This is a genomic window from Streptomyces olivochromogenes, assembly GCF_001514115.1.
GTDB classification, from domain to species: domain Bacteria; phylum Actinomycetota; class Actinomycetes; order Streptomycetales; family Streptomycetaceae; genus Streptomyces; species Streptomyces olivochromogenes.
Window position 1 is genome coordinate 112,214 of sequence record NZ_KQ948470.1, and the last position, 12,332, is coordinate 124,545.

The window sequence follows — 12,332 nt, forward strand, 5'->3', positions numbered from 1 at the left end:
GCGTGAAGTTCACCGACGGCTACTGGCTGCTGCGCGAGGGCGTCAGCGCGGCCCACCCGGTCGAGGTCCTCGACGTCAGCGCGTCCGACGGAACCCTCGACATCCACGCGCCGACCCAGCCCATCCGCCACCGCGGCGACCTGCTGAAGGGACCGGTCGTGACGATCAGCGCGCACGCGCCGATGCCGGACGTCATCGGCGTCACGTTCACGCACTTCCAGGGCGAGGAACCGCGCGGCCCCCGCTTCGAGCTCCACCGGAGCGTCGGGGGGTCCGCTGGATACCCCCCGGAAAAGCACAGCACCCCCACCGTGGAGCACGACGACGAGCACGCGACCCTCACCGCGGGCGCCCTGTCCGTGCGGGTCGCCCGCACCACCCCCTGGCATGTCGACTTCCTCGCCCACGGCCGCGTCCTCACCACCAGCGGCCCCAAGGGCATGGGCATCATGCGGGACGCGGCCGGCGCCCACTATCTGCGCGAGCAGCTGAACCTCGGGGTCGGCACCCAGGTCTACGGCCTCGGCGAGCGCTTCGGCCCGCTCGTCAAGAACGGCCAGGTCGTGGACATGTGGAACGCCGACGGCGGTACGGCGACGGAACAGGCCTACAAGAACGTCCCCTTCTATCTGACGGACGCGGGCTACGGGGTCTTCGTCGACCACCCGGGCCGTGTCTCCTTCGAGGTCGCCTCGGAAGCGGTCTCCCGGGTCCAGTTCAGCGCCGAGACACAGCAGTTGACGTACTACGTGATCTACGGGCCGACCCCGAAGGACATCCTGCGCAAGTACACCCAGCTCACCGGACGCCCGGCCCTCCCGCCCGCCTGGTCCTTCGGCCTGTGGCTGTCGACGTCCTTCACCACCTCCTACGACGAGGCCACCGTCACCTCCTTCATCGACGGCATGCGGGAGCGCGAACTCCCCCTCTCCGTCTTCCACTTCGACTGCTTCTGGATGCGCGAGTTCAACTGGTGCGACTTCCGGTGGGACCCGCGCGTGTTCCCCGATCCGGAAGGCATGCTGACCCGGCTGAAGGACAAGGGCCTGCGCATCTGCGTGTGGATCAACCCGTACATCGCGCAGCGCTCCCCGCTCTTCGCGGAGGGCAAGGCCCTGGGCCATCTGCTCAGGAAGCCCGACGGCAGTGTGTGGCAGTGGGACCTGTGGCAGCCGGGCATGGCGCTGGTCGACTTCACCAGCCCGGCCGCCCGTGACTGGTACGCCTCGAAGCTGGAGGCGCTGCTCGACCAGGGCGTCGACTGCTTCAAGACCGACTTCGGCGAGCGGGTCCCGGTCGACGTGGCGTACGCCGACGGCGCCGACCCGGAACGCATGCACAACTACTACACCTACCTCTACAACCGCACCGTCTTCGAGGTGCTGCGCAAGCACCGGGGCGAGGCGGAGGCCGTCGTCTTCGCGCGCTCGGCGACCGCCGGCAGCCAGCAGTTCCCGGTGCACTGGGGAGGCGACTGCGAGGCGACGTACGCGTCGATGGCCGAGTCGCTGCGCGGCGGGCTGAGCCTCGGCATGTCGGGGTTCGGGTTCTGGAGCCACGACATCGGCGGCTTCGAGGGAACACCGACACCGGCCCTCTTCAAACGGTGGATCGCCTTCGGGCTCCTCTCCTCCCACAGCCGGCTGCACGGCTCGTCCTCCTACCGGGTGCCGTGGCTGTTCGACGAGGAGGCCGTGGACGTGCTGCGGCTGTTCACCCGGCTGAAGCTCGCCCTCATGCCCTATCTGTACGAGGCCGCCCGCGCCGCCCACGCGGAGGGCGTGCCGATGATGCGGGCGATGGTCCTCGAGTTCCCCGACGACCCGGGGTGCGCGCACCTGGAACGGCAGTACATGCTCGGCCCGGACCTGCTGGTCGCACCCGTCTTCAGCGACGAGGGAGACGTCTCCTACTACGTCCCGGACGGCACCTGGACCCACTTCCTCACGGGGCGCACGGTGACCGGTCCGCGCTGGGTGCGCGAGCGGCACGGCTTCACAAGCGTGCCGCTGCTGGTGCGGCCGGGCGCGGTGATCCCGGTGGGCGCGGTGGACGACCGGCCCGACTACGTCCACGCCGACGGGGTCACGCTCAGGGCGTACGGCCTGGAGCGGGGCGCCCAGGTGACCGTGCCGGTCGGCGACGTGACCTTCACCGTCGTACGGGAAGGAGACACGCTCCGGGCGTCCTGCAGTGATCCCTCGACACCCTGGGGGCTGGCCTCCGGGGAGCGGACCGCGCAGGCACAGGCGGGGACCGGGTTCCTCACGGTGGAGCCGGCCTGATGGTGAAGATCACCGATGTGGCGCGGCACGCCGGGGTCTCCCCCAGCACCGTCTCCTACGCCCTCAGCGGCAAGCGCCCCATCTCCGAGGAGACCCGGCAGCGCATCGAGGCCAGCATCCGCGAACTCGGCTACCGCCCGCACGCGGGGGCACGGGCGCTGGCCAGCAGCCGGTCCAACGTCCTGGCGCTGGTGGTGCCGCTGCGGGCGGGCATCCATGTGCCGGTGGTGATGCAGTTCGCGGTGTCGGTGGTGACGGCGGCGCGCCGGCACGATCACGACGTCCTGCTGCTGACGCAGGAGGAGGGCGAGGAGGGGCTGCGGCGGGTCGCGGACACCGCGCTGGTGGACGCGCTGATCGTGATGGACGTCCAGCTGCACGACCCCAGGCTGCCGCTGCTGCGCGCCCTGGACCGCCCCTCGGTCCTCATCGGGTTCCCTGCCGGGCCCGCCGGGCTGACCTGCATCGACCTGGACTTCAAGGCGGCGGGCGAGCTGTGCGTCGAGCGGCTGGCGAGGCTCGGGCACCGGGTCGTGGCGCTGGTCGGGTCACCGCCCGAGGTGTACGTACGGGGGACGGCGTTCGCCCAGCGCGTGGTGGAGGGCTTCACCGCCGCCGCCGACCGGGGCGGGCTGGCGTCCTCCGTCCACCCCTGCGAGGCCTCGCCCGCCGCCGCCCGCCGGGTCGCCGAACAGCTCCTGCGCGAACAGCCGGCGCTCACCGGCGTCGTCGTGCACAACGAACCGGTCCTGGAACCGCTGATCGACGCCTTCGGGCAGCTCGGTCTGCGCGTCCCCGTCGACCTGTCCGTCACCGCGATCTGCCCGGACGAGCTCGCCGAGAACGTCCGCGTCCCCGTCACCTCCGTCGCCATCCCGTCCACCGAGGTGGGCGCGCGGGCGGTGGAACTGCTGATGAAGAAGCTGGGCGGCACCGACGTACCCGAGGCCACGCTCCTCGCACCCCGGCTGACGGAACGGGCGAGTACCGCACCGCGCACGCTCACCCCTTGAGGAGCCGTGACATGAGGAAAGGCAAGAGAAGCAAGAGAAGCAGAGGAAGCAGGAGAAGACAGCGGGCCTCCCTCATCCTGGCGCTGGCGCTGACCGCCGGTCTGACAGCCGTCGTTCCCGCGGGGGCGGACGACCCCGCGTACGCCTTCCGCAACCCCCGCCTCCCCGTCACCGAACGCGTGAACGACCTGCTCGGGAGGCTGACGCTCGACGAGAAGATCTCCCTCCTCCACCAGTACGAGCCCGCGATCCCCCGCCTCGGCATCCAGTCCTTCCGCACCGGCACCGAGGCCCTGCACGGCGTCGCCTGGCTCGGCAGGGCGACCGTCTTCCCGCAGGCGATCGGACTCGCCTCCACCTGGGACCCGGCGCTGATCCAGCAGGTCGGCTCGGCGGTCGGCGACGAGGCGCGCGGCTTCCAGCAGGAACGCCCCGACGGCTGGGGCCTCAACCTGTGGGCGCCCGTGGTCAACCTGCTGCGCGACCCGCGCTGGGGACGCAACGAGGAGGGCTACTCCGAGGACCCGTACCTGACCGGTTCGATCTCCACGGCGTACGGCGAGGGTCTGACCGGCGGCGACCCCGACCACCTCAAGACGGCCCCCACCCTCAAGCACTACCTCGCCAACAACAACGAGGTGAACCGCACGACCACGTCCTCGGACCTGCGCCCGCGCGTCCAGCACGAGTACGACGAGGCGGCGTTCAGACCGGCGGTGGAAGCGGACGCGACGACGGGCGTGATGGCGTCGTACAACCTGGTCAACGGCCGCCCCGACACGGTGAACCCGGACCTGGACGACGTCGTACGGACGTGGACCTCCCGAGATCTCCTGAACGTCACCGACGCCTTCGCTCCGGGCAATCTCACCGGAGACCAGCAGTACTACCCCACCCTCGCCGAGGGCGACGCGGCGGCGCTCAAGGCGGGCATCGACAGCTTCACGGACAACAACGGCGACTCGGCCCCGACGACCACGGCCGTCAAGTCCGCCCTGGCCACGGGCCTGTTGAAGGAGTCGGACGTCGACACGGCCGTCTCCCACATCCTCGCCGTCCGCGTCCGGCTCGGCGAGTTCGACCCGAACGGCGGCACGTACGGCTCGATCGACCAGTCGGTCATCAACAGCCCGGCCCACCAGAAGCTGGCCCGCGAGGCGGCGGCGGAGAGCGCGGTCCTGCTCAAGAACAAGGACGGCGTACTGCCCCTGAAGACCTCGGCGAAGAACGTGACCGTGGTCGGCCCGCTCGCCGACACCCTCTACACGGACTGGTACTCCGGCACACTGCCGTACGCGGTCACACCTGCCGACGGCATCGCCGCGAAGCTGGGCGCCTCGGTGGGAAGCAGCGAGGGCGTCGACCGCATCGCGCTGAAGGACACGGCGACGGGGAAGTACGTGACGGCGGGCGCGTCTCAGGCCGGTGGGGCCCTGAAGGAGAGCACCGAGACAGGGGTGGCGGCCCAGTTCGACGCGTTCGACTGGGGCTCCGGCATCGTGACCCTGCGCTCGGCCGCCAACGGCAAGTACGTCGGCTACAACTGGTCGAACTTCGTCAACGACCAGGTCCAGCCCAACGGTTGGTACGTCCAGCAGCAGTTCGAGCTGGAGCAGCAGGACGACGGGACGTACCTGCTCCGGTACGCCGGATACGAGACCACCGAGTCCTGGTGGTCGAACCCCGTCTACCTCGGCCCGACGGGCCCCGACGGCACCCTGGGCCTGGTCGAGAAGTCGGGGGCGGCCCACTACTCCAAGGACGTCGTCCGCAGCGGCGTGGGCGAGGCGGTGGCCGCGGTGCGGGGCAAGGACACGGCGGTGGTCGTGGTCGGCTCGATGCCCGCGATCAACGGCCGCGAGGCCCACGACCGTACGGACATGGGCCTGGCCCCGGCACAGGAGGCCCTGGTCAAAGCGGTGCGCGCGGCCAATCCGAAGACGGTCGTGATCGTGGAGAACAGCTACCCGACCACCCTCGGCACCCTCCAGAAGGAGGTCCCGGCCCTCCTGTGGACCACCCACGCGGGCCAGGAGACGGGCAACGCGCTCGCCGACGTCCTCTACGGCGACACGAACCCGGCGGGCCGCCTCACCCAGACCTGGTACCGGTCGGCATCGGACCTCCCCTCGATCCTCGACTACGACATCATCAAGTCCGACCGCACCTACCAGTACTTCAAGGGGCGGCCGCTGTACCCCTTCGGCTACGGCCTGTCGTACACGACGTTCCGCTACGGCGCGCCGAAGAGGGTGGACGGCGGCTACGAGGTGGCGGTCACGAACACGGGCAAGCGGGCGGGCGACGAGGTCGTCCAGCTCTACACCCACCAGCGGGCATCGAGGGACAAGCAGCCCCTGAAGCAGCTGAAGGCGTACACGAGGGTGTCCCTGAAGCCGGGCGAGACGAAGACGGTCCGACTGAAGGTACGACCGTCGGACCTCGCGCACTGGGACGTCACCCGCTCGAAGTGGGTGGTGGAGAGCGGCACGTACGACGTCCTGGTCGGCGCCTCGTCCTCCGACATCCGCTCCCGGACGTCATGGACGGTACGGGGCGAGACGATCCCGCCCCGGGATCTCACGAAGGTGACCCGGGCGGAGAACTTCGACGACTACTCACCCGGTTCCGTCCGTCTGGTCGACGAGAAGAAGGCGCGCGGGACGGCGGTGGGCGCGACGGCCGACGGAGCCTGGCTGAAGTTCGCGGACACCGAACTGGGCTCCGGTGCCTCCAAGTTCAGCGCACGCGTCGCCGGTTCGTCGGGCACGGTCGAGGTCCGGCTGGGCTCGCCGACCGGCCCGCTCGTCGGCACCGCTCGTACGGGCGGCACGGCATCCCCGTACGACTACACGACGGTGACCGCCGCCCTCACCGGCGCGGCGAAGGGCCGTACGGGCGTGTACCTGGTGCTGAGCGGGGGTGTGCGACTGTCCACGTTCACCCTGCGCTGAGGCGGGTCAGCCGGCCTCGATCAGGAACTCCACGTCGGAGACGTGGTACTCGCCGTACCCGAAGCGCTCGCCGATCGCCTTGTACCGGTCGTACCGCTCCTGTGTGAGGGGCACGGACAGCGTGCTCAGGACGCGGAGGAACAAGCGGAACCCGAGATCGGGATCGATCCGGGTGACCACGTGTTCCAGCGCGTCCATGACGTCCGTGGCGGGAACAGGATGCCAGTGGGGGCTGACGACCTTGTCCGCCACCGCGGGCGCCGTCTCCCGTACTTCCCGCAGCACCGGGTCGGCGAGTTCGCTGCGGGCGGGCGCCACAACGGGTGTGAACGCGGGGGCGGCCTCCCTCAGCCGCTCCCGGCACACGTCCGCGATCAGCCGAAGCCAGTCCCGGCCGTCGGTACTCCCCGGCCTGTCCGAGGCCCCGGCCCACAGGGCGGTGACCGCGGCGTCGGGCAGTGCGGACCGCAGCAGCCGGAGCGCGTCCTCCAGGAGGACGGCCGCCCCGGAGCCCGGGGTCTGCCCGATGTCGTCGCCCGCGGCTGCCTTCCGGAGCTCCTCCCGGCTTTCACGCCAGTCCTGATGGGCCTGCCCGGCGAGGCGGGAGAACCCGAAGTCCCAGGTGGCGTCGCGGCGGGCGGTGTCGATGGGCGGCCACGCGATGTCGAGACCGGAGTCGATGAGCGCGGCGGGGTGGCCGAACCTCTCACCGAGCGCTTGGAGCCGGTCGTACCGCGCCTTTTCTATCCGCACGGAGTGCGCCTTCAGCGCGCGGAGGAAGAGCCGGAAGCCGAGATCGGGATCCACGTGGGCGGCCACCTCTTCGAGGGCCGACAGGGTGTCGGGGGAAGGGAGGGGACCGGCCGACCGCTCGCGACAGGACCGCATCTTCGCGATCTCCGCGATCTCCGCGACGACGTCGTCACGCACCTCGTCGGCCGCCGGCCGCCAGGCGCCCCACCACGAGGAAGGTGCCGGGCGCCGCCCGGGAATCTTCCGGGGCGGGCGTGCGGCGCAGGTCTCGTCGATGCGCCGCAGCCAGTCACGGGCGCTCATGCCGTGCGCCGCGGGATCCCACCCGCCCCCGGCGGCCGCTCGCCACACGGCCCGGATCGCCTCGTCCGCCAGCGGGGACTCGACGAGCCCGCGCACGTCCTCGCGCAGCTCCTCGGCGTACCCCCAGTCGTCGTGGCTGGTGTCATAGCCGAGGATGCTCCGCTCGTCCGCGCTGAGATGGTCGACGCTGCCCACGGGACACTCACGGTCATACGCATCGAGCTTCGCCGTGACGAGCCCGAGTGCCGCGCCGGTGTCCTCCGGGGCGGGTGAGAGCGTGAACGCCTCGGCCAGCCCACTGAGTCCGAAGTCCGCGTCGTATTCCACGTAGTACGGCTCCTGCCGTCCCGTCACGGTCGTCCCCTCCAGCCGTTCAGGTCTCTCACGTCGCACACGAACCGCACTTCACCGGCCGTGTTCAGCGGACTTTCACACGTCCCGGTCGCCCTGCCAGGTGACTGACGTCATGGCGTCCGGACCACCGTTCGCCAGACCTTTGTAGGTCACCTTCCGGGCAGGGCCGAGCTCGTGCGCGACGCGTCTCGCCAGCTCCGTCCCCGCGTGGAACAGCCGCTCCCACTCGTCGTCGTACTTACCGTCCTTCCGGTCCCGCAGGTCCAGGTTCACCGTGGTGTCGATGTTCTTCGCCCACGCGTACAGATCGGCCACCAGTTCCTCGGACAGATGGAGACTGCCGACGGGACCGTCCGGCGCGAAGTCCCCGAACCCCTCCGCGCGGAGCGGGTACCACTTGAACTCGCCTTCGACCACGATGTGGAGCGGGTGCGGGGGCTCGCCGTGCTCCTCAAGGGCCCAGTCCAGACGTCCGCATCCCCAGCACACGAACTTCGCCCTGTCCTGCCGCTCGTCCCAGTACCGCACCACCCATGCGGGCCCCAGATGCCTCGCCACCGCCTGAGCGGCCTCCAGTCCCCGTTCGACGTGCTTCCGCAAGGCCGGGCGTGCGGTGAACCCGCCGGGTGGGCGCGTCTGTGACCAGGACAGCAGCTCGCGAGCCGACTCGTCGGGCAGTCCGAGTGAATCGACCGGCACGCTCTGTGTGAAGTCGGCGACCTCCGCGAGGGGGCCCGCGTCCGTCCCGTACAGCGGGGACGGAGCGCCGAGGGCACGGACGAGGAGGTGACGCGGTTCGTGACCGGTACTCATGCCGCCGTCACCGGCCGCTCCGCCTCAGGCCTCGCGGGCGGCGTACGCATAGCTGGACTCGAACCATGCCAACGGTTCGCTCATGGCTCCTCTGCCACCTTCCTGATGAACGCTGCCGACTCCTCAACTCCGAAGGCCTGCATGCGGATCATGCCATGCACCTGCGCGAGGCCACCGCACTTCCCGGAGGGCAGCACCTGGAGGGACACGTTGCGCAGCCCGCCGATCTCCGGCAGATGGAGCAGTTGTTGCCGCATGCCCTCCCGTCCACCCACCTTCGTGCGCAGCGCGGCCTCGTGAACGACGAAGCCGAACACCGTCTTGGTGCGGTGCGTCAGAGCGGCCTGTCGACCAGGAACTCGACGGAGTCCACCACGAACTCGCCGTAGAAGAGGGCCGATCCGATGGTCTCCATCCTCGCGTACTGCTCCGGAGACAATGACCGATCAGAGGCGTCGTTGACTATGGTGCTGAGCAGCACCCGGAACGCCAGGTCCGGAGTGCATTGGCGAGCGCAGTCGACGAGCGCCTCGCGCACCTCGACGGCCAGGAACTCCGCCCGCTCGATCTCAGCGATGACGGCGTCCCGACACCCCCAGCCGTCCTCCACGTCGGCCCCGGCAAGCGGGCGTACGCCCGCCTTCGCGGCCAGCCGGGCATCACACAGGCCGATGACCGTCCGCGTCCACTCCGCTCCCGAGGTCCCCTCGAAGCTCGCCATGTACTGCGCTCCGGCCGTCCACAGCACCTCGAGCGTCTCTGAAGGGAGGTTGTCGAGGAGTGTCCGGGCGTCGCGGCGGACTGTCAGTGCCAGTTCGTCGGCCGATTCCAAGAGGTGTTTCGCGACGATGTCGGCGGCCGTGTCCCCGTCATGGGTCCCGTCCTGGTGGAAGAAGCTCATCACCCACGAGGCACCGAAATCGAACTCGGTGAAGCGCCGAGGGATCCTTCGGACCCAAGGTCCTCGGCCGGATGCCAGAGTCCAGCGGCGACCGGTCAGTCGGCGCACCCCTTCACCCCTTCCCTTCCGGTATGGCTCCGGAAGCGTCGCGCAGGGCGATGCTTTCGCTTGCCATGTGCGCGAGCGACTTGGCGCGCGCGACGAAGATCTCCGCGTCTTCCATTCTGGAGGTCACGTCCGGTGGATAGATCACGGAATCCACATGGTCGGGGAATTCGTCACGCAGCGCGGTCAGAACGTTCATCTGATCAGGTTCGGGAAGGTCACCGATGAACACGTAACCCGATGCGGCACCTGCAGTGACACCACGCTTTGCGTACTCGTCCGTCACATGCCGGAGAATGAAGGCGGCTACATCGTCGAAGAGGGCCGCGGTGGCGAACCAGTCGAGGTCTTCTCCTGCCCCTCCGGAGGGGAACGACACGAGCTTGGTCATCGCTTCCTTGCCTTTGCAGCGAGCGGCCGTCGGCCACGGAGCATGACACACCGGGCATGACAAGGGCCCCGCCGCTCGAAAGCGACGAGGCCTTTGCCCACATGGGATGTGGAGGTCCGGGAGGACCTCCTGATCGTGGAGATGGCGGGAATCGAACCCGCGTCCACCGGTGCAGAATCAGGGCTTCTCCGTGTGCAGTTCGCTGCGATTTTCTCGGCCCCGGTGATCACGCGAACAAGTCGCCGACGGGCCCAGTCACTGTTTGATTTCCCATCGAACCCCGTGACCGGGCTCGATGGTTTAGTTCCCTAGATTATGCCAGGGTCCGGGTCGGGAACACCCCCGGGCTGACACCCTTTTAGGGTCCTTCAGTCGCTGTTATTAGGCAGCGAGGGCGAAGGACTGGGAATCGCTCTTGGAATTGGCGATTATTGGTTGCGACATATGGTTAACGAGATCATTGTCGCTTCCTCGACACGCTTCCCCTGCTTCGACAGCCGCTGTCGAAACCGATCATCCCCATGTTGTTTTTTCAAGCCCCTCCGAAGAGGGTTGCGCACCCGCTGTGGGGTGCAGATGCCATCGTACGTGACCAACGCACGTCGATGCCACCGTATTCCCCGTGGCTACTCGCCCCGCTGCTTCCGCTTGGCCGCCGCGATCGCGCGGTCCGACTCCCGGCGGTCCTGCTTCTCACGCAGGGTCTGCCGCTTGTCGTACTCCTTCTTACCGCGGGCGAGCGCGATCTCGGCCTTGGCACGGCCGTCCTTGAAGTACAGGGCGAGGGGCACGATCGTGTGACCCGTCTCCTCCGACTTCGACGCCAGCTTGTCGATCTCCTCGCGGTGCAGGAGCAGCTTGCGCTTGCGGCGCACCGTGTGGTTGGTCCAGGTGCCCTGGGTGTACTCGGGAATGTGGGCGTTGTGCAGCCACGCCTCGTTCCCGTCGATCTGGACGAAGCCGTCGGTCAGCGAGGCGCGTCCCTGGCGCAGCGACTTCACCTCGGTGCCGGTCAGGACGAGCCCGGCCTCGTAGGTGTCGATGATCGCGTAGTCGTGGCGTGCCTTCTTGTTCTGCGCGACGATCTTGCGCTTGCCGTCCTTGGCCTTCGCGGCCCCTCCGCCCTGCTTGGGCTGGGACTCCTTCGGTACGTACATTCCCTTACTCATAGTGCTGACCATTTTCGCACTACAGGGGGGTGTGGGGGAAAGCCGATTACCAGAGCGCCGAGCCGGTGGCTACGACGGGTCGCCGAGACCGCTGAGTACGGTCTCCGCCCGCTCCAGGGCCTCCGCGTCCACCTCCAGGTCGGGGGTGATGCCCCGCCCGTCGACGGTGTGCCCGGCGGGGGTGCGGTAGTGGCCGACGGTCAGCTCGGCGACGGAGCCGTCGGGCAGCCGGCTCGGCATCTGGATCGAGCCCTTGCCGAAGGTCCTGGAGCCCACGACGACCGCACGGCCGCGGTCCTGGAGGGCCCCGGTGAGCAGTTCGGCCGCGCTCATCGTGCCGCCGTCGACGAGCGCGACCAGGGGTCTGGTGGTGTCGCCGCCGGGATCGGCGTGCAGGGAGCGCTGCGCGCCGTTGACGTCGTAGGTGGCGACGAGGCCGCCGTCGAGGAAGGCGGAGGCGGCGGTGACGGCCTCGGTGACCAGTCCACCGGAGTTGCCGCGCAGGTCGAGGACGATCCCGGCGTGGTCGGGGGTCTGCTCGACGGCGGTCCGTACGGCGTCACCGACGCCCTTGGTGAAGGCCGCGACCTTGATCACGCTGACGCCGCCGGGGAGCTTTCGGACGGTCACGGAGTCCGTGGACAGCCTCGCCCGGCGCAGCGTCTCGCTCCACGCGCGTGTGCCGCGCTCCAGGCCGAGGGAGACCTTCGTTCCGGCGGCGGCGTCGTCCGCGTCCCCGCGCAGTAACGAGACGACCTCGGTGACCGGCCGGCCGTCCACCTTCTCGCCGTCGACGCTGCGCAGCCGGTCGCCCGTGCGGATCCCGGCGGCGGCCGCGGGCGACCCGCTCTGCACCCGGGTCACCTCGATCCGGCCGTCACTCTCGCGCCGGGCCCACAGCCCCACGCCCGTGTACTGACCGTCGAGGGCCTCCTCGAACTCCTCGTACTCGCCCTGGGAGTAGACGGCGCCCCAGCGGTCCCCGCTGCGGCTGACGGCCCGCTCGGCGGCCTCCATGGGTGACTTGCCGTCGGCCATCGCCTCGGCGGCGGCGTCGGTGACCGTCTCGCGGTGCGCCGCCGGGGTCGAACGCGCCGAAGGAGACGGGGATTTCCGGTCGGGATCACCGAAGGACCCGGTCGCGGCCCCCGCGACGAGGACACTCGCGAAAAGCAATGTCAGGGCGGCCCCGCGGCCTGCGCGGCGGGGCTGACAAAACAGGTCTCGGCCTGACATGGCGGTGAGTCTAGGACAACGCAAGGGGCCGTACCGCCGGTTGGCAGTACGGCCC

General features: G+C 69.6%; 10 protein-coding genes and 1 other RNA gene. 3 read left to right on the plus strand and 8 right to left on the minus strand.

What is annotated here, in order from left to right:
* Window positions 1-2: 2 nt before the first annotated feature.
* The 3 genes from yicI to AQJ27_RS39310 are packed head-to-tail and all read left to right on the plus strand — an operon-like array spanning window position 3 to window position 6,252.
* The gene (gene yicI / locus AQJ27_RS39300) at window positions 3-2,285 is read left to right on the plus strand and encodes an alpha-xylosidase (protein ID WP_067380052.1); all 2,283 of its coding nucleotides are present in this window, start codon (window positions 3-5) and stop codon (window positions 2,283-2,285) included.
* The gene (locus AQJ27_RS39305; protein ID WP_067379896.1) at window positions 2,285-3,298 is read left to right on the plus strand and encodes a LacI family DNA-binding transcriptional regulator; all 1,014 of its coding nucleotides are present in this window, start codon (window positions 2,285-2,287) and stop codon (window positions 3,296-3,298) included. The genes yicI and AQJ27_RS39305 overlap by 1 nt, the downstream gene beginning before the upstream one ends.
* An 11-nt stretch (window positions 3,299-3,309) precedes the next feature.
* Window positions 3,310-6,252, plus strand: coding sequence for a glycoside hydrolase family 3 protein (locus AQJ27_RS39310; protein WP_079065576.1), 2,943 nt, complete (start codon window positions 3,310-3,312; stop codon window positions 6,250-6,252).
* A gap of 6 nt (window positions 6,253-6,258) precedes the next feature.
* Here the strand turns inward: AQJ27_RS39310 and AQJ27_RS39315 are convergent, their stop codons facing one another.
* The 8 genes from AQJ27_RS39315 to AQJ27_RS39350 all read right to left on the minus strand — a co-directional run bounded on the left by AQJ27_RS39315 (window position 6,259) and on the right by AQJ27_RS39350 (window position 12,277).
* The gene (locus AQJ27_RS39315) at window positions 6,259-7,662 is read right to left on the minus strand and encodes a hypothetical protein (RefSeq protein WP_067379899.1); all 1,404 of its coding nucleotides are present in this window, start codon (window positions 7,660-7,662) and stop codon (window positions 6,259-6,261) included.
* 75 nt (window positions 7,663-7,737) lie between these two features.
* Window positions 7,738-8,475 carry a hypothetical protein gene (locus tag AQJ27_RS39320; protein WP_067379901.1) on the minus strand — a complete coding sequence of 246 codons (738 nt, stop codon included), beginning with the start codon at window positions 8,473-8,475 and terminating at the stop codon, window positions 7,738-7,740.
* A gap of 80 nt (window positions 8,476-8,555) precedes the next feature.
* On the minus strand, window positions 8,556-8,792 hold the full coding sequence (locus AQJ27_RS39325; protein ID WP_067379903.1) for a Scr1 family TA system antitoxin-like transcriptional regulator: 237 nt from the start codon (window positions 8,790-8,792) through the stop codon (window positions 8,556-8,558).
* A gap of 17 nt (window positions 8,793-8,809) precedes the next feature.
* Window positions 8,810-9,376 (minus strand): hypothetical protein, encoded by a 567-nt coding sequence (locus tag AQJ27_RS39330; protein ID WP_067380057.1) that lies wholly within the window; start codon window positions 9,374-9,376, stop codon window positions 8,810-8,812.
* A 112-nt stretch (window positions 9,377-9,488) separates the two neighbouring features.
* A complete protein-coding gene (locus AQJ27_RS39335) occupies window positions 9,489-9,872 on the minus strand; it encodes a hypothetical protein (protein WP_067379904.1) in 384 nt (127 codons plus the stop codon).
* Between the two features lie 133 nt (window positions 9,873-10,005).
* Window positions 10,006-10,393: a transfer-messenger RNA gene (gene ssrA, locus AQJ27_RS39340) on the minus strand.
* A 105-nt stretch (window positions 10,394-10,498) separates the two neighbouring features.
* Window positions 10,499-11,041, minus strand: a complete 543-nt coding sequence (gene smpB / locus AQJ27_RS39345) for an SsrA-binding protein SmpB (RefSeq protein ID WP_067379905.1) — start codon at window positions 11,039-11,041, stop codon at window positions 10,499-10,501.
* Between the two features lie 69 nt (window positions 11,042-11,110).
* Window positions 11,111-12,277, minus strand: coding sequence for a S41 family peptidase (locus tag AQJ27_RS39350; protein ID WP_079065577.1), 1,167 nt, complete (start codon window positions 12,275-12,277; stop codon window positions 11,111-11,113).
* Window positions 12,278-12,332: the final 55 nt, after the last annotated feature.

Excerpts from the sequence above, each read along its gene's own strand:
- AQJ27_RS39310 (WP_079065576.1), top strand. The coding sequence starts at position 3,310 with ATGAGGAAAGGCAAGAGAAGCAAGAGAAGCAGAGGAAGCAGGAGAAGA.
- smpB (WP_067379905.1), bottom strand. The coding sequence starts at position 11,041 with ATGAGTAAGGGAATGTACGTACCGAAGGAGTCCCAGCCCAAGCAGGGC.
- AQJ27_RS39305 (WP_067379896.1), top strand. The coding sequence starts at position 2,285 with ATGGTGAAGATCACCGATGTGGCGCGGCACGCCGGGGTCTCCCCCAGC.
- AQJ27_RS39335 (WP_067379904.1), bottom strand. The coding sequence starts at position 9,872 with ATGACCAAGCTCGTGTCGTTCCCCTCCGGAGGGGCAGGAGAAGACCTC.
- AQJ27_RS39350 (WP_079065577.1), bottom strand. The coding sequence starts at position 12,277 with ATGTCAGGCCGAGACCTGTTTTGTCAGCCCCGCCGCGCAGGCCGCGGG.
- AQJ27_RS39330 (WP_067380057.1), bottom strand. The coding sequence starts at position 9,376 with ATGAGCTTCTTCCACCAGGACGGGACCCATGACGGGGACACGGCCGCC.
- AQJ27_RS39320 (WP_067379901.1), bottom strand. The coding sequence starts at position 8,475 with ATGAGTACCGGTCACGAACCGCGTCACCTCCTCGTCCGTGCCCTCGGC.